The sequence below is a fragment of the Paenibacillus sp. J22P169 genome (assembly GCF_059691995.1).
In genome coordinates this window covers 287,405-307,929 of record NZ_JCAUAO010000003.1, presented here as the reverse complement: position 1 = coordinate 307,929, position 20,525 = coordinate 287,405, and the positions used below count along the sequence as shown (strand labels likewise).

Sequence of the window (20,525 nt, the reverse complement as noted above, 5' to 3'; positions counted from 1 at the left end):
TTGCGAAATTCATGCCTTGTACGATGACTGAATTCGCAAGCCAAACAGCTTCTTTCACCATGAAAGAAGCTTTTATCCGTAATGAGTTCGCTACTTCTTAATTTCCTCAAGCGGCGAGTGATGTCCATAAAACGTCTTTTCCCTTTTAATTGGGGCTGTCCATTTCACAGCATTGGCAATGACACGTTGTACATCTTTATTGTGGTAGGTAGGATACGTCTCGTGACCTGGACGGAAATAAAATATTTTCCCTTGGCCACGACGATAGGTGCAACCGCTTCGGAACACTTCTCCCCCCTGAAACCAACTGACGAGGATTAATTCCTCTGGTGTAGGAATGTCGAAATGCTCTCCGTACATTTCCTCCTCTTCCAAATCGATATAGGGTCCAATTCCCTCTACGATTGGATGGGATGGATCCATGACCCACAGTCGCTCTTTTTCATCTGCTTCTCTCCATAGAAGATCGCAGGAAGTGCCCATCAGTTTGCGGAACAATTTGGAATGATGACCTGAGTGAAGAACGATCAGCCCCATTCCCTCGTGTACACGTTTACATATGCGATCAACGACGTTATCCTGAAAGCCTTTATGCTCAACATGTCCCCAGTAAATAAGGACATCCGTCTGATCCAGCTTTTCTTGCGTTAACCCATGTTCAGGCTCATTGAAGGTTGCACAACTAATCTCAAAGCTCTCCTGGCTTATTCCATCAGCAATAGCCCCGTGCATGCCTTTGGGATAGATCCGAGCTACCTCTTCTTTTCTTTGCTCCTGAAGGAATTCATTCCAAATCGTGACTCGGATCATACAAGCTCCTCCCTTTTTACATTCGAATGGTTTGATAAGCTTCTCGTTACGCCGTCTTGCGCTGAGTCTATGATGGCTTGCAGCACTTGTTGGTTACGGTATCCATCGATAATCGTCGGGAGCGAAGAAGAGTTCTTTTGCTCCAAATAATCTACAAAATCCTGCAGCATCGGCTTCACCGATTTCTCATCCAAGTGAATGACAGTTTCGGTCAGTTGTAGATTTTCGCCCGATCTGAGCGTCAAATGAACTTCATTAGGCTTTTCGACGGACATTCGTACCGTGCCCAAATCGCCAAACAAGGTAACGTTGAACTGATTCCCCGTACCAATCGCATTTTTATGGGTATAAAACGACCCCATCACGCCGCCTTCTAATACACACTGGAAGCCAGTAAAATCATCCACGTCGACTTCTACGTATTCCCCGGTTCGTTTATCCAATCGGCGATCCGTAAACGTGGTCATCATACCTGACACCTGCGTAAATTCGCCCACAAAAAAGCGTGCCGCATCCACCATATGCGAGCCTATATCTGCTAAAATGCCGGACCCCGCCATGGCTTTATTGAATCGCCATGTGTATTCTTTGTTAAACATTGGCGCGTTTTCCTCTTGCAAATAATGCGCAGCGATATGCCGGATCCGGCCTAAAGCACCGTCCGTAACGAGCTGCTTCACGTATTGAAAGCAAGGTCTATACCGATATGAAAATCCAATCATGCAGGGGATCGGATTTTGCTCATATAAGCTTACTAATTCATCCGCCTCTTCCATGGTTCGGGTAAAAGGCTTCTCCGAAAAGATGGGTTTACCGCATTCAATCGCCGTTTTCAGAATGTCACAATGGAACTTATTGGAGACACCTGAAATGATGAAATCGATGTCAGGATCGGCGATGATTGCTCGATAATCCGTGTATCGCTTCTCAGCTGGCAAATTCAGACGATCCCCGACCTGTTCTACCGCTTTCGCATTCACATCACAGATGGCAGCAACGCTTGTATTGGTAATTTTCGCAAGATTGTTCATATGGTAATCGCCGATACCGCCAAGGCCAATAATGCCTACGTTCCATTGTTTATTACTCATCATGTACGCTCCTTTATTTGCGATCTTCCTCATGATCAATCGTCGAAACTGAATTTCGCTCTATAATTTTGCCTTCAACAATGATACTTTCAGCGTATTCACCTTGCAGCACGCCTAATTGATGCATTAACAATCGGACGGATTGAGCACCTAATTCGGATGGCTGCAAGTCCATGCTCGTCAAAGACGGGTTCGATTGCACCATCATCGAGTGATCTCCACATACCACAAATAAAGATACGTCTCCAGGAACACTCAGATTGAGGTCCTTGATTGCATTGAGAACACTAAACGCGGTACGGTCATCATCGGCAATAATCGCGGTTACTTTTTTCTTCTGCTCACCAAGAATATTGATCGTCTCTTCATAGCCATAATCCATGTATTCACTTGAGTTCAGCTCAGGCTTATGATGAATCATGTGCTCCTCCACGTCTAGCCCATGAACCTTCATGGCATCAATGAAGCTAGCTCTGCGATCAATAGATACGGTCATATGCTCATTCGCATTCAAAAACATAATATCTTTATGGCCTTTGCCAATTAAATACTCGCATATATTGAACATCATCTGTACATTATCGTTATCTACGCTTATAGAGTGCTCAATATTCTCGTTCATCACGTGACCTACCGTAACAAAAGGAATCTGTCCCATATGCATGAGGTTGATACGCTCATCATTGGCTGTAGGCCTCATCACGACAGCACCATCTATCGGATAACTTGTCAAAAATGGCGTTTTCACCTCATGTACAGGAATGATATCTAACAGAACCCTATACCCATAAAAAGCTGCTTCCAGAATGACCCCGTTGATAAATTGCGTATGAAATGCGCTAAAGAAGAAGCTGCCATGCGGTATGGTTAGCCCAATTGCCATCGTTTTCTTGGTAACCAAGCTTCGCGCTGTATGATTGGGGACATAATTTAATTGTCTAGAAACACTCATCACACGCTCTCTGACTTCGTTGCTTGTCGGCCTTTTTTGGCTAAAGACATTAGAAACTGTCCCTTTTGAGACTCTCGCTAGCCTTGCAACATCATCAATTTTTGCCATGTTCGGGTAAACTTCCCTTCGTTACAATGTTCATTTATGCCAATTGTGCATTAAGCTTCTCGACTAAGTCAATTAACTCTACCGGATTGCTGATGGTATAAGCAGGCTTTTGACTTTCGTCTTCATGCACTTTCGGATATCTAGGCGTCCAGCTCAAGAAGATGCTCGTGATCCCCATTTGATTAGCGCCTTTCACATCTCGGCTTAAGTTGTTTCCTACCATGACAATTCTTGAGCAATCTTGCTCAGTGAGTTCTAATGCACCCATCGCTGCTTTAAACATACGAGGACTTGGTTTCGAATCTTTAATCGTTTCTGAATAAATCATCGTGGTGAAATAATCATACAAGCCATGGTCCGTTAACATGTTCTTGAACGATTGCGCTCTGCCGTCGGCCACAAGAGCCAGTATATATCCCCGTTCGGCAAGGGTCCTCACCATCACATCAGCCCCAGGAATCAGATCAGCTTTAATCACAATATCATGGTCATCTCTAATTTCGGTTCCTTCATCAATGATGGTATCTCCGCAGTCTAGGAAAACGATCAGCTTCTTCGCATTGGGATCAATCGCTATATGATCTTTCGTTGTTGGTTTACTCATGTACGACACCTCTTAAGTTTAATTGGTCAGCAAAATGACAAGCCGCGTAATGATTATTGCCTAAATCCTGCAGCTTAGGTTCTTCCTTGATACATTTGTCGGTCTTATACATACACCTAGGATGGAAATGACATCCGCTCGGAGGATTGGCCGGATTCGGTACTTCACCTTCAAGAATGATTCGGTCCTTCTTATAATCCGGGTCAGGCTCAGGTACGGCCGACAGGAGTGCCTCTGTGTAAGGATGCTTAGGCGTTTGAAATAGCGCATCCACAGGTGCTAACTCGACAATCCGCCCCAAGTGCATAACCGCCACACGGTCAGAAATATTTTGTACGATAGATAAATCGTGCGAGATGAAAATATACGTAATCTGAAGCTGCTGCTGTAGGTCTTTCAACAAGTTAATAATTTGCGCTTTGATCGAAACATCCAAGGCTGATACGGCTTCATCGCAGACAATGAGTCGAGGCTGGGAAATAAGTGCCCTCGCAATCGCGATACGCTGTCTTTGCCCGCCGGAGAAGGCATGCGGATAACGCTTGAGGTAGCTGACATTCAAACCTGTTTTTTCTGCGATTAAGGTAACTTTCTCATCCAGCTCCGCTTTCGTTAGCTTAAAGTTGGCGAGCAGCGGCTCGGAAATAATGTCATACACACTCATTCTCGGACTTAGTGAGGAATACGGATCCTGAAAGATCATCTGAATATCTTTTCTGAATTTCTTAAATTCTTTCCCGCGAAGGCCTAGAAAATCAACTTTCTCGTCGCTTTCCGTATGGTAAATCACTTCCCCAGACGATGCATTCATTCCCCTCACGATGCAACGGCCTAGCGTTGTTTTCCCGCAGCCCGATTCACCGACTATACTTAACGTTTCTCCCTCCATAAGCTCGAAAGAAACGTCATTCAATACACGAACAGAGGAAGGTCTAGCAAACAATTTATTTTTATCTTTTACTTCAAAATTTTTGATTAGATTGTTTACTTTCAAAATAGGTTTAGACATATGTACTCTCCTCACCTTCATTCGTGTAAAGGAAACATCTAACCATATGGTTATCGGATATCCGAGTCTTGGGAACGGCTTGTTTGTTGCATACCCCTTCAATCCGATCCTTGCACCGATCATAGAAACCGCACATAGGAGGCATATCGATTGGCATCGGAACTGTACCTTCGATCGATTCTAACCGTTTATTTCTATTCCCAGCTAACTTAGGCATCGAATTGAGCAAGCCTTTGGTATAAGGATGTTTAGGATTATTAAAAATTTCGCCTACGGTTGATTGCTCGACAATCTTCCCTAAATACATGACAGCTACTTCATCGCACATCTCAGCAATGATGCCTAGATCATGCGTGACAAGTAAAATCGCCATGCCAAACTCTTTTTGAAGTCCCTTCATCAGCTCCATCACTTGCGCTTGAATGGTTACATCGAGCGCAGTCGTGGGCTCATCGGCGATTAACAATTCTGGATTACAGGATAAGGCCATGGAGATCATCGCGCGCTGACGCATACCACCGGAAAACTCATGCGGATACTGATCAAATCTTTTCGCTTCATCCGAAATGCCCACTTTACTTAACATTTCAAGCGCAATTTTTTTCGCTTCTTTTTTATCCTTGGTACGGTGGATGAGAATCGATTCCATGATCTGATTGCCGATGGTATACATCGGTGAAAATGCCGTCATCGGCTCTTGAAAAATCATCGCAATTTTCCGTCCACGAATGGATCGGATCTGCTTGCCGGTCGCATCTAGCGATAACAAATTCAACTCGTTTAGAGCCTTTTCCGACGTGGAGTGATAAACAATTTTACCTGATGTTTCGCACTCCTTCGGATTGATACTGATAATGGCTCTGCTAGTTAAACTTTTGCCACAGCCAGACTCGCCAACAAGCCCAAGTGTTTTCCCTTTTTTTATTTCAAAATCAACGCCGTCTACTGCCCTCATTTCCCCATTATCCATTTGAATACGAATCTTGAGGTCTTGTACGGACAGTAGGGGTAGTTCGGATTGTGAATCAATAACAGCTTTTGATGTCATGACATTCCCCGCCTTACCTTAGTTTATTTCTTGTATGGATCGGCTGCATCACGCAATCCGTCGCCTAGAAAGTTAAACGTTAATACGGTAACAATGACAAATCCGAGAGGGATTAACTTCCATGGATACAAAGCGATATTCTCAATTTGCTGAGCCTCCTGAAGGAGTACACCCCAACTAGTCGCAGGAGAACGAATACCGAGCCCTAGAAAGCTCATTGCCGTCTCACCCAGAATCATACCCGGGATGGCTAGTGTCGTCGCCACAACCAGATAACTGATGAATCCAGGCAAGAGATGCTTGATAATGATTTTCGCGTCGCTAACACCTGCTATTTTGGCTGCAAGCACATATTCTTCATTTTTTAACGAGATGAACTTGCCTCTCGCGACCCTAGCTAAATCCGTCCAACCGATGAACGCAAAGATGATGACGATATACAAATACATGGTCACTACGGGGACGCGGGCTGGTATGGCAGCTGATAAGGCCATCCAGAGAGGCAGCGTCGGAAATGACCTAATAATTTCAATGAACCGCTGAATAACCGAGTCAATCCAGCCTCCGAAATACCCGGATATTCCTCCGATGAACAAGCCTAAGACGAAGCTTATAGACACGCCAATGAGCGGAATACTTAACGAAATCTGACTGCCCAGGGCAACGCGTGAAAGTAAATCCCTTCCCATTCCGTCGGTACCGAACATAAAGATACGACCGGGTTCATCTACGCCAAAAAGGTGGGTACTTGTTGGGATCAAGCCTAGAAATTTATAACTTTCACCTTTCACAAAGAAGCGCAGCGGATGGCGAACATTCTCGTCCTGCACAAAAATTTTCCGCAATGTAACAGGATCTCTGCCTGACTTCAGTTCATTGACAAATGGTCTAAAATGAAAGTTGCCTTCCGCATCCTTAAAGCTCAATTTCGTAGGAGGAGCATTGACATATTTGCTGTCGTAGCTTTCCAAACTATAGGGAGCTATGAACTGAGCAAATAGGGCAACAAGGTAGAAAGCAGCTAAAATGATTAAACTAACACGAGCTAATTTATGTTTTTTCAATCTGCGGTATATAAGTCGCCACTGCGAGCTGTAATAGACATCGTTATTTTTCGGACGCTTGAAGGTAGTTACGAGTTGTTTACGCACCGTTGTAATTGTTTTCATAGTCACACACCTCTGAATGCAGTGCGAATTTTTGGATCGAGCCATGCCAACAAAATATCCGAAATCAATGTACCTACAACCGTCAGCACTGCCATAAACAATAACCACGTACCTGCCAAATACATATCTTGGGCTAATAATGCGTTATACATAACGGGACCTTGAATAGGCAAATTCAGAACAATCGCCGTAATCGTCGAACCTGTAAAAATGGATGTTAGTGACCATCCAAGCGTACTTACGATGGGGTTGAGCGCAGCGCGCGTCGGGTATTTAAGTAATATTTTCGTTTCTGATAAGCCTTTGGACCGTGCAGTCACCACATTCGGCTTATTCAATTCGTCCAGCATTTGCCCTCTCATGACTCGAATGAGCTCTGCTGTGTTCGCCAAACCAATGACGATAATTGGGATAATCATATGCTTCAGCAAGTCAAGAACTTTACCCATCGACCATGCCGCACTCGCATATTCACTCGAAAATAAACCTAACAAAGGATCACCGAAATACACATAGGACAGATACATCAGAATGATCGCCATTAAAAAGTGAGGAGTGGCCATACCAAGAAAACCGAATGCCGAGAAAATATAATCACCAATGGAATACTGCTTTACTGCACAATATATCCCGATCGGGATAGCTACCGCGTACGTAAACACCATCGTCGCCAAAGAGACGATCAGCGTTAGCGCCATAAATTGCGATATCACGCTCAAAACAGGCTTGTTATAGCTAAACGAATATCCGAAGTTAAAATCAGTGAAGATGTTTTTCATCCAATCCAAATATTGTATAAACCAATGTTGATCCAATTTTAAGGCTGATCTCATTTCAGCAATATCTGCTTGTGTCATAACCTCACCAGCCGCGGACATCTTCGCCGCATACGATGAAACATAGTCACCAGGAGGTAACTGAATGATATAGAAGACGATAACGGATATAACAAAAACGACGGGTATGACCATAACGATTCTTCTTAAAATATATTGGAGCATCTCGATCCTGTCCTCTCCGGTTAATTCGATGATCCTCTTGATAGTCATACTGGGGAAATTGACTTTCCCCAGTATGTAGTTAACAACGACCTATTGTTTGATAAAGAATTGAGATGGATGGCCATGGCCTAAGCTGCGGAATTCATCCGCATAGATCAAATTCTTAGGCACGTTGCCGATCTTGTTAGATGCAACAATCAGTTTAGGCGTTGGACCTGCATAACCAATCAGCCATTGATTCTTTTGATTCAGTTTAATGATTTCATTGCTCCACTTCGTTATATCTTCCTTGGTTGTCGATGATTTAACTTTATTCCAGTAATCCAAGATTAACGCGATGTCACCTTCAGGTTTAACTCCGTCTTTACCATTGGATGATGTGTACAAGCCATAATTTCCAAGCCATGGTGTTAGTACACGCAGCGGTACAAGTGTATCCGGTCTAAAAGCCACATTGACAAGCGAAATATTTTCTGTTGTTACAGGAATCTTATTGGCGTATTTGAGATCATTATGAGTGCCGGCATCCACAACTTTGATATCTACCTTGATACCCACTTTTTCATAATATTTCTTTACTAATTCCAAGAAGGTTGCTGTATTCGTCGTGTTCTCAATAACCGTAATCGTGAGATCAGAACCGTCAGCATTTAAACGGAAATTGTTTTTATCACGTTTCGTCAGACCTAATTCATCCAGAAGTTGATTAGCACGTGCTTGATCAAATTTACTCCATTGATCGGCCCAGCCTTTTTGGTAGCCAACCAAGCCTTCCGGAACGGAAGCTTGTTGAGGTGCTCCTAAGCCGTTCGTAACAATTTCTGAAATTTCTTTGCGGTCGACCGCAACAGAAACAGCTTCTCTAAATTTAATGTCTTGGAAGAGCTTACGCAGATTAGGATCTGCAATCGTTTGATTGAATTGAAGCCCCGCGCTCGACCATGCTGCTTGCGTCCAAGGCGTGACAGTGAATCCTGCTTTTTTCTCATTTTCTTTTAATACCGTGAAATCTTTAAAATCAAAATCAAGCAAATTATAATCGCCAGCTAATGCGCCAAGAACTCTTTGTGCTGGATCCTGTACTTTGGTAGCCACGAGACGGTCCATATAAGGCAGTTGATTTCCTTCGCTATCCACTTTCCAGTAGTATGGATTACGCTCCATAATAAATTGATCACTGTTCGGGTCATTTTTAGCTACCCAAGGTCTTAAGGTTGGGATCTGCGGATTAATCCAATCGTAATAGCCCGTTGCTACCAAGAAAGATTTCACATCGGCAAAGCCCCATTGCTTCGCAATTTCAAGAGCCTTCGCATCACCTACAAACTCAGGTAAAATCGTTTTTTGGAAATGTGCTGGTGCAAAGAACCATTTGTTATCAATGGCAACACGCTCCAAAAATAGCACGCTAGGATATTTATGAGTAATTTTAAACGTATAATCATCAATTTTAGTCACTTGTGCTAATGCCTTTTCACCGGATACAGGATCGACGGAGTAATAGGCATCATAAATCTTTTTACCGAACGTTTCTTTCGTCAGCATATGCTCCCAATAGAACAGGACATCATTAGCTGTAAAAGGCATACCATCTGACCACTTCATTCCTTGTCTCAAATGGATCGTGAATTCCGTTGAGTCTTTATTCACTTCAAAGCTTTTGGCAACGTTAGGCTCAACCGTACTTCCATCCTTATTAAAACGGAAGAGCGACTCCTCGGTCGGTGCACCAACAGTCCAACGATCGTTAGGACCAGCCCAAGGCATTTTCCAGTCGCCGCCGTATTTGCCGATCTCATCCGTTACCTTCTCAACCATAATATCTTCCTTAACAGGCATCCGATCAGCTACAGGCTTAAGCGTTCCTGAAGTTACAAGCTTAGCTAACATAGGGGCTTCTTTGAATCCGTTTATCTTTGTAGCCGCTGATGCAACTGGACCTGTTGTTTCTTTAACTGCTGAACTTGCTTGTGGTTCACTATCACTCTCACATGCCGCAAAAACAACTGCAAAAATCAACATCATCATTCCAATAAACAAACCGCTTCTTTTCAAGCCAATCCCCTCCATAATTTTAAACTTGTTCTTCAATATTCCCTTTCGCTTAGCTGGAAATCGGACCCCTTCACCTCCAAGGCAGGATATCTTTAAACCGGTTTAATAAGAAAATAAAAATTTTTAACATGTATGTAGTTAAACCGTTTTAATAAAAATGTAAGCGCTTTACATATGGTATGCGATTACTCTTCCAAAGATGTAAACATTCCTACTTCACATCATTAAACCGGTTTAATACAATGTGTTGTAAGCGTTTGCTTTTTTATATTTGTATCTTACATCGGATTTTCATCTATTGCAACCGTTTTTTTGGAAGATCATGGGGGTAAATTTAATGATACTTTGAACGCGTAATCAGGTAAGTTGCAATGTGGTATAATTGATGTCATATGGTCAGTTTAGCTAGAGAGGAATAAATAGCATGCGCAAAGGTGAGCAAACGAAACTCCGCATCATTGAGAAATCGGCTGTTCTATTTAATGATAAAGGGTACACAGGCACGACGATGCAAGATATTATGGACGCGACTGGCTTAACCAAAGGAGCGATCTATCGCACCTTCGCCAGCAAAGACGATATTGCGATTGAAGCTTTCCAATACGCTGGACAAGTATTATGGCAGCATTTCTCAGCGGCAATCGCACTTCAGGACACTGCAGTCGGTAAAATTCTAGCCATGTGCGATGTGTATCGTGACACTGTCCATAACCCTCCCATCCAAGGTGGATGCCCTTTCTTAAATACAGCAGTCGAAAGCGACCACTCTTTCCCTGTTCTTCGAGATCATGCTGCCCAGGCTTACACGCAAATGCTCAGATTCATTCAATCCTTACTGGCTCAAGGGGTGAGCGACGGAGAATTTCAAACAGAGATGGAGTTAGAATCTGTTGCTTCTTTTATTTTTTCAACCATTGAAGGTGGCATTATGGCGAGCAGGCTAACGCGGGACAACCGCCATGTCGCTTATGCTATGCAGCATATTGAACGGCTGTTAATGACCTACAAAGCTCATTAGCAGCCGTTTTTCTCTGAGAGTATTCAGCTAACTCGTCTCCCTGCAACTTTCGAGGAAGGCAGCATCCCTGCTTTGGCGGTTCCGCTCATGACGTCATCTTGCACGGTTACCTCGAACTTCAAGTTCAGTCTCATCGGCTTCTTCACCTGTTGCGTCCATGTCAATCTACGACCATCCCATGTAGGGTTAAGGAATTCGACAACCTCATCACCTTGCGTTGCTGTGCCTCGAATGAATCCATCTTCCAAGGAGATGTACAGCAGTACGGACATTTTGCCAATAGGCGTTGAGATCGTTGTCTGCCATGTGCCTTCGATCGGGGAATCTGTATCAAAAAACACCGCGGAACTTGCAGGCCGTGTATCGTCGGCAACAGTATCCGAACTCGTTGCAAAGTTAATCGGCACCATACCTTTTGCGCGCCACACCGTCCCTCTCCGTTCGTACTCAAATAATTTCTCCACAGCAGATGCAATTTGAGGCCCTACTTCACGATCCACCAAGTACAGCGCTACATCAAGTCCTGATGTCACGCCTCCCCCACTTACCAAGCGGTGTCCATCCTCAACAACTCTGGCCTCAATCGGAATTGCCCCTGTGGCGCCTAACGCAGCCATCCCCAAATGATTCGTAACCGCATATCGATTTTCTAACAATCCCCCCATGGCAAGCATCAATGAACCTCCGCAAACCGTCGCCACCGTGATATGCTCATTCTCCAAAGCTCGTTTCATCAACGCCGTCAAATTCGACTCCATCGCCAACCTCAAAATGTTCGGAACGGCGTCTTCAGATTCCCCCTCTGGCTTTCCCGAACCTCCAGGAACGAGGATAATACCTGCTCTGCTTGGATCTAAGGCAGCTTGCGCTTCGATCGCAGGTCCTTTCATACCGCTCGGTACCGAGCGTTTCCCTTCTGCCGACACTAATTCCACCGTGATCGCTCCACCAGCATACATCGCCGCTGCAGCGAATACTTCATAAGGGGCTAAGGCGTCCATAAGATCGAAACCATCGAATAATACCACTTGCACATGCATGAGCGTGCCTCCTTCAGATCAACGTGCTAGGCTTTCTAAAAACTGTTCGAATAACGAGCTCAGCAGCCACCATGAGACAGATGATCGATCCGTACACGGCTATTGTGTAGCTGGTTGTATAGGCAAGGCCGATTCCATCATGGAGCAGCGAAGTTATTGCATGAATCGTGAGATTCGTAAAAACGAAAGCATAGCTCCTCGTCATCCACTTGCGATGTTGATTCACCTGTTTTTTCCTGATCTTTACGATTGCGATGATCGTCATGACCAGCCAAATAATATTCATCAGGTTAAACCCCATGCTGCTTGCTTTCCCACCTGTCGCATATGGCGCCATATAGCCGGAAGTAAGATCAACGATGACTATGGATATGAGGTAGAAATAACCGTTCAGACGATGGAACTTACGGTGCTTCTTTAATAGAGCAGCAGAGAAATTAATAGCCCCCGAAATCATAGCCATACATGCGAAAATGATGTGCACATTCATCACCTTCAGCCAGACTGCCGTATTTAACGCTCGTTTAAGAGCAGCTTTATGGCTTAGAAAGTGGGTTGCTTGCGGATCATGAATAAAGTTGGTGTACAAGACGTACACGATAAATACAGCTGTAACTGACAACATCAGCAAGTAAGCTTTTTTACTTTTACTCATCTTTGCATCCTTTCATTCGGTGGAGCTTCATGATAAAAAAAACGAACCGTACGGTCTTTTTTTTATTATAATATAAAACCTAACTTTTCTCCTATTAAATTGTTACAAAAATAGGAAGTAAATCGACCATAAAAAGCACTGCATAAAAAGCGGCCTCCTATATAAGGGGGGCCGCTTTTGCTAATGTGAGGGAATCCAACCTAAGATTTGCAAGACCGTTAAAACCACTTCAATAACAATTAGAATCACAACGATCCATTCAACGAACAAACCTCGGATTGAGTGACTAATGTTTGAAAAACCCTCCAGAATATGATACAAAATGTCTGTTTTGCTTTTAAGAATTTTGAACCGATCGCTCAATTCAAAAAATTCTATCATCTCATCGTAAAAATGGCCAGCCGAGCTGTTTGACCAAGTCAAATCAGGCTTATCCAATATCATGATATAGGCAAGAGTGTTATATTCATGGCGAACGATTTGTGCTGTCGTTCTTGCCAATTCTTTGTTGCCAACACGAAGCTTCCCTTTTTCAAGTCTATCAATCATAATTTCAAGACTATCATGAATTTTGCCAAGCTGTTCCTCGATCTTTTCAAGTGCAACAGATTTCGCAAGAACGGTAGAGATTAATTCAGGATAGTAGGGTTCAAATTCAGCCACTACCACATACTTATCAGTCAATTCCATGCTATCGATTTGCTCGGTGTGCAGGCTGTAATTTTCTATGTATTTCTCTGAATTTTGAAGATCAATATCAGATTCAAATGTCTGAATAAACTTTAAGAAATTAGTTATTTCAGACTTATGCAAGTGATTAACAAAGACAACGCTTCCGAAAGAAAACACAAGCACTTGTTGTAATCCATCTATATCTTTATTGAGAATCTTAGAAAGAATTTCACCTCTTAGGATTAAAGGCTGCTCCCACGTATATTTTTTGGGAATCCCGCAATAGGTGGCAATTTTGTTCAAATCGATTTCATTCGTTATAGCCAAAGCTTTAAATGTGATATCCTTCATTTTCACCACTCATCTGTCTGTAAGAGTTTTACTCCTATTTTGGACAGAAAAAGCGTTCTTCAATCCTCGCTGGCTGGCACATCTACTTTAAATGGATTAACTTTTGAATGACAGTCCATTCGTTTGCAAAGCAGCTCGTAATTTAGGTAATGAACCTGGTCCCATACCGTGATATTTTAAAATATCAGCTTCGCTGTAGCTTGATAGCTGTTGCAAAGTCGTAATGCCATTGTTCTCTAAAGCCCGTCTGGCAGGTGCTGAGAGTGTGGAAAGAAACCCAGATTCAGGCTTCAGCTCTTGTTCGCAAGTCGGACAGGTCGGACAGTCGGTACTTTTATAGTATTTGTGTCCTTTGTTGCAAACTCTTAACGTTTTCTTTAAGGCAGCCAATCGTCGATCCCCTTCCCTTATCTAAACAATGATGGATGCAGGCATTCTGCCTTTTCTAACTATTTTACCATAAACGAACCTCCGTCATCCTCCTGACCTATGGGCAGCCTATGCTAATTTCTCTTGTAGTCACACGTGGAAAAGTATACACTTTTCTATGAATGATAGTTTTCCTTAGTGCTGAACAAAACGAACGAGACTATGGGGAGGCAACATAACGATGGCACATACGGCCGAAATTGAAAGAGTAAAAACCTTGCTCCGTCATGCGCAGCAACTATCTGGCACTAACAACCAAGCAGATGAAAGAATCAAGAGCCTGAGCAGCAGACTAGAAGCGCTTCAACAACTTGCTGGTGAGAATACAGCTCCAATTGCGGAGGAAAGCGAGGACACTTCAGAGGAAGTTATTGAAGAAGCGAATGGAGAAGTCGCTGCAGCTGAAGAGCAACCTGAAGATCAGCCCGCTTCGGAACAGCCCGAAGAGTAGTTAATCGTTATGAATGCCATAGCATATCCTAGTTTTCTAATAGGCTGACCTAAAGTAGACTCTACTACTTCAGGTCAGCCTTATTTTATAGTAAACTGTCGATTCGATGATTAACTGCCAACGCGGCCAAGACTAACCTTAGCTAATTAATTTCAATTTTGCTTTTTTGTAAATGAGTTTCTGATATAGCACAATATATCTATCTAACAACTGACTAACGGATACGACTTTCTCATGTGTCAAACTGCCATTGATCACCGCTTGATTGATCATCTCGAATCGCAAGGATTCAATTTTCTGTTGAAGTATTGATTCCATCGTATCCATCTCCGTTCTTGAAATATTTCGTAAGTTAATTAACTCTATTAATATATTAACTCAAGCGTATTAGGAAAATATTAGAATAATGTTTGAAATGATTGTAGTTATTTCCCATGAAAAAAAGCCAGCAAACTCAAAAGTTTGCTGACTCTTTCATATTGATCCCCTTCAATGAATTAAAGCTTCATTTTCAGACCCTCATGGGTCGCTATAAATCCTAACCGTTCATAAAACCGTAACGCATCTTCTCGCTTTTTATCCGTCGTTAGCTGAATAAGATGGCAGCCTCGCTCCTTGGCACGCTCAATTGCCCATTGAATTAACTGACTCCCAATTCCTTGTCCTCTTACGAATGATGCCGTCCGAACTCCTTCAATCGTAGCCCGCCAACTACCTTGATGTGTGATATAAGGCGTGAAAGTAATCTGCTGTACACCAACAACTTCTTCCCCCATGCAGGCAACAATCAATTCATTATTCGGGTCCGAATCAATCGATTGAAACGCTTTTAGATAGCTTTCTGGAAGGGGAGTTTCGTAACGTTCTCTCGTCCTACCCAATTCATCGTCCGCAAGCATTTGCACAATTTTAGTTAGGTCTTTCACTGTAGCGATTCTAAAGTTAACCATATTAATCCTCCAAAGTTTTATTCAACCCCAAGGTTTGCTGGCTTCTTCATCAACTACGCCTATGCAGTTCACGAAAATCTGCGGGCGCAACACCCTCTAGCTTGCGGAATAACCTGCTGAAATATTTCGCATCCTCACCTTAATAAGGGAGCAGCCGTTTCCACCCCCAGTGGACATAATGCGAAGCTGGTGGCATGTAAGTCGATTTTATCGACTTACGCATGCGCACATGCTCCGCGGGTGGCGCGTAAGTCGATTTTATCGACTTACCATGCGCTCATGCTCCGCCGGGGGCATGTAAGTCGATTTTTTCGACTTACACATGCGCTCATGCTCCGCCGGTGGCGTGTAAGTCAATTTTATCGACTTACACATGCGCAAATGCGTCGCCGGGGGCATGTAAGTCGATTTTATCGACTTACGCATACGCTCATGCGTCGCCGGGGGCGCGCAGATCGATTTTATCGACTTACGCATGCGCAAATGCGTCGCCGGGGGCATGTAAGTCGATTTTATCGACTTACGCATGCGCACATGCTCCGCCGGTGGCGCGTAAGTCGATTTTATCGACTTACGCATGCGCACATGCTCCGCCGGTGGCGCGTAAGTCGATTTTATCGACTTACACATGCACATAAGCGTCGCCGGTGGCGTGTAAGTCGATTTTATCGACTTACGTATGCGCAAATGCGTCGCCGGTGGCGCGTAAGTCGATTTTATCGACTTACACATGCGCTCATGCGTCGCGTGTGGCATGTAAGTCGATAAAATCGACTTACACATGCGCACATGCACCGCCGGGGGCGCGCAAGTCGATTTTATCGACTTACGCATGCACACATGCCAGCATGTTATTTCTTATCTTTCAAAAAAGACGGCTTTTAATTCAGTATCGAATTAAAAGCCGCCTTTATAGTTAGCTATAGCCTATTTCCAAGCTATAGTTCTGAGAGTTGGCTCACTCGTCTAATGCTAACAGTACACGCCTCTGCAACTCGAATATCGAGCTCTGCATGCTCAGGCGCTGTAACAATAAGCGAAGCAATCCGCCCATTCTCGGCTTTCCAAGCAACATCTATGCATCCGCCTTGCGGCAGCGGTACCGTTCCACTAGCCCAACTTAAATCGCCGATCATCGGTTCGATAATCACTTTTACCCACCCCGGTGCAGCCGGGCGCACGCCTAGCACGTAGGCACCGAGGAAATATCCTGGAGCTGCCGACCAGGCATGGCAATGGCTGCGCGTCAAATCATTCTCGTTCGCACGATTCATCGTCGTGTGCCCGTACATTTCCCAACACGTCGTCGCCTCGTTATCGAGCATAAAGCCGAAATTCTCGCGCATGTCGTCGAGCATCCATTGTACATGCCCGGCTTTCATCAACGTTTCGTAATAGAAGAAAGACATGAATGGACTGCCGATCGGCACGAATCCTTCTGGCGTAGCGGTCAAGTATTCATTTAGTTTTGCAGCTCGCTCCCCTTCCGCAACACCGACAAGCAGTGCCATCACTTGCGTCTGCATGCTGAAAATGTTCGAGTGCCGGCCTCCCGGATGAATGCAATCGAGATAGGCGCCCCGTTCTTCACTCCAGAGATGCCGATTAATTGCTGCTTTCACTCGGACAGCGAACTCTACACATGCCGCCCCTTGCTCAGGCAAGCCAGCGAACTCTGCAATGGCAGCAGTTTCTTCTAATGCCTTTACCAACATCACATTTTGGTGTGTGACAATACCATCATTAGGTTGATCCATCGGCGCCCAATCTAGCAGGTTCCAGCCCTTCATATCCAATAAATCATCGGCGTTAATGCGCTCCAGATACGCTTCCAACGTCAGCAACATCTTCGGCAGCATATCCGCTGCGAAAGCGCGATTACCCGTATGCTCCGCATACTCCCGACAAGCCACGATCCAGAAGAACGTCCAGTTCGGAATGACACTCGTCCATGCACTAGGTACCTGGTCGCCATATAATGGCGTCTGGAACGAGGAACCAGGAACAAGACGCAGACATCGCTCTACAATCTCTGTCCCTCCAAAAGTATAGTAATTGACGAGCGCTTCGTTCCTACTGTCCCCTACCCAGAATGCTTGCTCGTAAGCCGGACAGTCGACGAACGTATCCTCCATGCAGAGCTTCGTCGTATGCTTAGAAATATTCCAAATCTGATTGAGCTTATAGTCGGAGCTCCGGAAAACACCAATCTCGGGTGCCGGGTAGTTGCTTTGAACGACTCGGACATTACGAATCTGCACCGGTTTCTTCGCACCACGGACGGTGACAATCAGATAACGGAACCCTCTGCGGATCGGAGATGCGTAACGTTGAGAGCCTTCACGCGTCACATACCGAAGCGTATTGTCCAAACCGAACGTATGCTGAACATACGCATCCTTCCGATATTCGATACCGTACCAATCGATGGTAATCCCCGCTTCGGCGTCTAGTTCGAATTCAAGAAATCCGCTCCACTCCTTGCCAAAATCGAGCATGAACTCGGTGTCTCCGCCCTCGAATACTGGCACAATTCCCGCGTCTGCAGATGCGACAGCGATGCGTTGCAGACTGGCCGGAACGGAGAAGGCCTCCGACTCGCGCTTAGCGAACTGCGGCATGAACGCATCTTCCCCATTAGCCAAGCTATGAGGGATCTGCTCAACTGGGTATCCCGTGGCACGCAGTTCTTCGATGCTCGCCAACGGGGCAATGCGATCAGCGAAGCTGATTTTCTCGGCTTCCCATGCCGAAAAGAGGTCATCCTGGTCGATGTAATCGATACAGGAGTATGTGAAAGAAGGACCGATGCGAACGAACGGTGACATCGGTTCACTCGTCTCATCCGCCTCAAGTGGAGAAATCCACGCGATGTCTTGCTCCGCATCAATACCAATGCGATTACTATGGCCGTGTTCGGGGCCGTTCACCGTGTACAGCAAGAGATGATCACCTGCCGGCAATTGGGCACGAAGATGCTTAAGCGGCGGCTCTGCTTCCAGTTCCGCTTCCATATAAACCCGCTCCCCAAGCCGAACAAAACCTAGTCCACCCACGTGGAGCGTAAGTCTAACTTCCGCATCCTCTCGCAAGCGAAGGATCGTCGCAAAAGCGCCGCAGAAGCGGATATGATTGGCATGCTCTTCGCCAGGAGCCTTCATTAAATGGTACGCGTCGATAAAACCCGTAAGTCGATAAGGAACAACTCTAGATACTGAGATTACGCGCGTAGGCAGAACAGGCTCCTCCGTAAGATATGGGATGTCGCGTGGCCCCAGCCTCACCCACGGCTGTATACCCACTGGTCCGATGACCGTTGACTGCTCCCAGCCCGCATCGGAATAATCGGAAGACGTCCAGTCCTCCGCAAGCTTCCTGCCATCGATTCGTTCCGCGAAAGCTAACTGACAGGACATCCGGGAGATGGCAGGGTCCTGTCCAGCGTGCACGGACGTCCGCCATTCGGATCCCGTTTGGACAAGCGTCACCTCGTTGCCACCTACAAAAGCATCTAATTGCGCAAGCAGCCCCCCTCTTTCCCTTAAATATTGGAAATTAGAGACGCCCAAATGCATCACTTGTACCGCGATCGTATTGATTTCACCCCTGCGAAGGAGATGCCCAACCTCATGAGCGTCATAGAATATATCCGTCGGAAAATAACGAACCGGCCCCCTTCCGACTCGCTTTCCATTGACATAAGCTTCATAGCGAGAGTCTGCTGTAATCCATAAGATCGCCTTCTCCAGCAATCCCAAATCCTGCGGACAGACGAACGAGGTTCTGAACCAGCGCCATTCATTGCGCGGACTTTCCTCGGAACCTCCCCAGATCCAGCTGGCCTTCCAAGGCGTGCTTTTTTCGAAAGTGGACATCATTGTATACCTCCTACATGTAGTTAAAGCTTTCATATGTATAAAATGTTCGTAATAAATATTCAAACAAATATTTCAATTCGTCATTCACATCTTATATCATTTTGATTGTTAAATTTAGGGGGATTTACGACATATATTTAGGGTAATTATGACAATCGATAGAAACTTTTTGAAAGTAAATGTCCCTAATCAGGACCACTTTTGGCTGATTAGGGACAATATTAAATTGGTTTTGTAGCGTATCTTTCATTTCCATCACCTCCACGTCGTACTCGTTGAATTCCGCGAAGTTAATACTCCTTTTCGCCCCGTCAAGGACTCCAAATAATGCTTTGGCGAAATGCCTTCGATCTTTTTAAATAATTTACTGAAATGATGAATATTGTCATACCCCACCATGACACTGATTTCTCCTACCGAATAGTTGGTCGTTGTTAACAGTTCCTTCGCTTTATCCATTCGTATCTGAATCAAATATTCCAGCGGGGCTTTACCCGTAGCCTCTTTAAAAAGCGTTCGGAAATAATTAAGCGATAAACCGAAATCACTTGCCATTTGACGATAATCCGGCGGATCCTTGTATTGATTTTTCATAGTCTGAATCGCTTCCGCGATGGTCTCGCGATATTTGTGCCGTTTGCCGACCCCATCGTTTGTCGCAATATCCTTCACTACAGCCTCCAGCAATTGCAGCAGCAGGATACGCAGCCTTAAATGATAGCCATATTCCTTCGATACAAAGGCAGCCAGCAAATCTTTTAATGTATTGGCTACGAAAATAGGGTCGCTGGGCTGCATATGATCAGGGAATGAAATTTCATTGAGCACGACATGGGGCCTGTGGGTTAACTCTTCTTCCCAAGGAATTCTATCCATATTTTGGTAATCAAGATTCACATAGACATCCTCAGGCGAGAAATCGTAATTGTGCCCCATATAGACGAGATCAAAGTGCACAGCGATGTAATGGCAATATTGTCCCTGCGATAATAAGAAGGAGTTTTGCACGAAAGGGGGGATGATGCACAGATCCCCCGCATTCAACACAAAGGAACGATCATTAATTCGGTAGCTCCCAGAGCCGCCAATCATAAAGATCATTTCGTAATCATAAATAATGCGTGGCGGCACTTTGACCGCATATTGCTCCTTATGCTCAAACTCATGAACATACCTTACATAGGGAGCCAGATTGAGGAAATCGACTTGCCGTATGTTACTCATAGGTTCTCCC

The 20,525-nt window shown here is 44.7% G+C and carries 20 protein-coding genes; 3 read left to right on the top strand and 17 right to left on the bottom strand.

Going from position 1 to position 20,525, the window contains the following annotated elements:
* Window positions 1-90: 90 nt before the first annotated feature.
* Genes AC58QG_RS19190 through AC58QG_RS19150 form a run of 9 tightly spaced genes read right to left on the bottom strand, consistent with a single transcriptional unit; the run spans window position 91 to window position 9,847 of the window.
* Entirely contained in the window at window positions 91-810 is a 720-nt protein-coding gene (locus AC58QG_RS19190; protein ID WP_497363735.1) for a ThuA domain-containing protein, read from the bottom strand.
* A complete protein-coding gene (locus AC58QG_RS19185) occupies window positions 807-1,934 on the bottom strand; it encodes a Gfo/Idh/MocA family protein (protein ID WP_497363734.1) in 1,128 nt (375 codons plus the stop codon). Before AC58QG_RS19185 ends, AC58QG_RS19190 begins: the two co-directional genes overlap by 4 nt.
* Window positions 1,915-2,961, bottom strand: coding sequence for a LacI family DNA-binding transcriptional regulator (locus AC58QG_RS19180; protein WP_497363733.1), 1,047 nt, complete (start codon window positions 2,959-2,961; stop codon window positions 1,915-1,917). Before AC58QG_RS19180 ends, AC58QG_RS19185 begins: the two co-directional genes overlap by 20 nt.
* Before the next feature lie 34 nt (window positions 2,962-2,995).
* Complete coding sequence (locus tag AC58QG_RS19175; RefSeq protein WP_497363732.1) at window positions 2,996-3,565, bottom strand: HAD family hydrolase; 570 nt, start codon at window positions 3,563-3,565, stop codon at window positions 2,996-2,998.
* Window positions 3,558-4,574 (bottom strand): ABC transporter ATP-binding protein, encoded by a 1,017-nt coding sequence (locus AC58QG_RS19170; protein WP_497363731.1) that lies wholly within the window; start codon window positions 4,572-4,574, stop codon window positions 3,558-3,560. Before AC58QG_RS19170 ends, AC58QG_RS19175 begins: the two co-directional genes overlap by 8 nt.
* Window positions 4,567-5,622 (bottom strand): ABC transporter ATP-binding protein, encoded by a 1,056-nt coding sequence (locus tag AC58QG_RS19165; RefSeq protein ID WP_497363730.1) that lies wholly within the window; start codon window positions 5,620-5,622, stop codon window positions 4,567-4,569. The genes AC58QG_RS19170 and AC58QG_RS19165 overlap by 8 nt, the downstream gene beginning before the upstream one ends.
* 23 nt (window positions 5,623-5,645) lie before the next feature.
* Window positions 5,646-6,791 carry an ABC transporter permease gene (locus AC58QG_RS19160; protein ID WP_497363729.1) on the bottom strand — a complete coding sequence of 382 codons (1,146 nt, stop codon included), beginning with the start codon at window positions 6,789-6,791 and terminating at the stop codon, window positions 5,646-5,648.
* A 2-nt stretch (window positions 6,792-6,793) separates the two neighbouring features.
* Window positions 6,794-7,840: an ABC transporter permease gene (locus AC58QG_RS19155; RefSeq protein ID WP_497363728.1), complete on the bottom strand. Its 1,047-nt coding sequence runs from the start codon at window positions 7,838-7,840 to the stop codon at window positions 6,794-6,796.
* 42 nt (window positions 7,841-7,882) lie between these two features.
* Window positions 7,883-9,847, bottom strand: a complete 1,965-nt coding sequence (locus tag AC58QG_RS19150; RefSeq protein WP_497363727.1) for an ABC transporter substrate-binding protein — start codon at window positions 9,845-9,847, stop codon at window positions 7,883-7,885.
* A 424-nt stretch (window positions 9,848-10,271) separates the two neighbouring features.
* Between AC58QG_RS19150 and AC58QG_RS19145 the strand changes: the two genes are divergently transcribed.
* Entirely contained in the window at window positions 10,272-10,865 is a 594-nt protein-coding gene (locus AC58QG_RS19145) for a TetR/AcrR family transcriptional regulator (protein ID WP_497363726.1), read from the top strand.
* A gap of 23 nt (window positions 10,866-10,888) precedes the next feature.
* On the opposite strand, the gene AC58QG_RS19140 is transcribed toward AC58QG_RS19145, so the two are convergent.
* The 4 genes from AC58QG_RS19140 to AC58QG_RS19125 all read right to left on the bottom strand — a co-directional run bounded on the left by AC58QG_RS19140 (window position 10,889) and on the right by AC58QG_RS19125 (window position 13,973).
* Window positions 10,889-11,905, bottom strand: coding sequence for a DJ-1/PfpI family protein (locus AC58QG_RS19140; protein ID WP_497363725.1), 1,017 nt, complete (start codon window positions 11,903-11,905; stop codon window positions 10,889-10,891).
* Between the two features lie 13 nt (window positions 11,906-11,918).
* On the bottom strand, window positions 11,919-12,560 hold the full coding sequence (locus AC58QG_RS19135) for a DUF2306 domain-containing protein (RefSeq protein WP_497363724.1): 642 nt from the start codon (window positions 12,558-12,560) through the stop codon (window positions 11,919-11,921).
* A 180-nt stretch (window positions 12,561-12,740) separates the two neighbouring features.
* Entirely contained in the window at window positions 12,741-13,583 is an 843-nt protein-coding gene (locus tag AC58QG_RS19130) for an RMD1 family protein (protein WP_497363723.1), read from the bottom strand.
* Between the two features lie 96 nt (window positions 13,584-13,679).
* On the bottom strand, window positions 13,680-13,973 hold the full coding sequence (locus tag AC58QG_RS19125) for an RNA polymerase alpha subunit C-terminal domain-containing protein (protein WP_497363722.1): 294 nt from the start codon (window positions 13,971-13,973) through the stop codon (window positions 13,680-13,682).
* 220 nt (window positions 13,974-14,193) lie between these two features.
* On the opposite strand from AC58QG_RS19125, the gene AC58QG_RS19120 reads away from it, so the two are divergent.
* Complete coding sequence (locus AC58QG_RS19120; protein ID WP_497363721.1) at window positions 14,194-14,463, top strand: hypothetical protein; 270 nt, start codon at window positions 14,194-14,196, stop codon at window positions 14,461-14,463.
* Window positions 14,464-14,601: 138 nt separating this feature from the next.
* On the opposite strand, the gene AC58QG_RS19115 is transcribed toward AC58QG_RS19120, so the two are convergent.
* Both AC58QG_RS19115 and AC58QG_RS19110 read right to left on the bottom strand, forming a co-directional pair.
* On the bottom strand, window positions 14,602-14,781 hold the full coding sequence (locus tag AC58QG_RS19115) for a Spo0E family sporulation regulatory protein-aspartic acid phosphatase (RefSeq protein ID WP_497363720.1): 180 nt from the start codon (window positions 14,779-14,781) through the stop codon (window positions 14,602-14,604).
* Window positions 14,782-14,960: 179 nt separating this feature from the next.
* Window positions 14,961-15,413, bottom strand: a complete 453-nt coding sequence (locus tag AC58QG_RS19110; protein ID WP_497363719.1) for a GNAT family N-acetyltransferase — start codon at window positions 15,411-15,413, stop codon at window positions 14,961-14,963.
* A 189-nt stretch (window positions 15,414-15,602) separates the two neighbouring features.
* On the opposite strand from AC58QG_RS19110, the gene AC58QG_RS19105 reads away from it, so the two are divergent.
* Window positions 15,603-16,181 carry a hypothetical protein gene (locus tag AC58QG_RS19105; protein ID WP_497363718.1) on the top strand — a complete coding sequence of 193 codons (579 nt, stop codon included), beginning with the start codon at window positions 15,603-15,605 and terminating at the stop codon, window positions 16,179-16,181.
* A gap of 170 nt (window positions 16,182-16,351) precedes the next feature.
* Here the strand turns inward: AC58QG_RS19105 and AC58QG_RS19100 are convergent, their stop codons facing one another.
* Both AC58QG_RS19100 and AC58QG_RS19095 read right to left on the bottom strand, forming a co-directional pair.
* Window positions 16,352-19,291 carry a family 78 glycoside hydrolase catalytic domain gene (locus AC58QG_RS19100; protein WP_497363717.1) on the bottom strand — a complete coding sequence of 980 codons (2,940 nt, stop codon included), beginning with the start codon at window positions 19,289-19,291 and terminating at the stop codon, window positions 16,352-16,354.
* A gap of 255 nt (window positions 19,292-19,546) precedes the next feature.
* Window positions 19,547-20,515 carry an AraC family transcriptional regulator gene (locus tag AC58QG_RS19095; RefSeq protein ID WP_497363716.1) on the bottom strand — a complete coding sequence of 323 codons (969 nt, stop codon included), beginning with the start codon at window positions 20,513-20,515 and terminating at the stop codon, window positions 19,547-19,549.
* Between the last annotated feature and the right edge of the window lie 10 nt (window positions 20,516-20,525).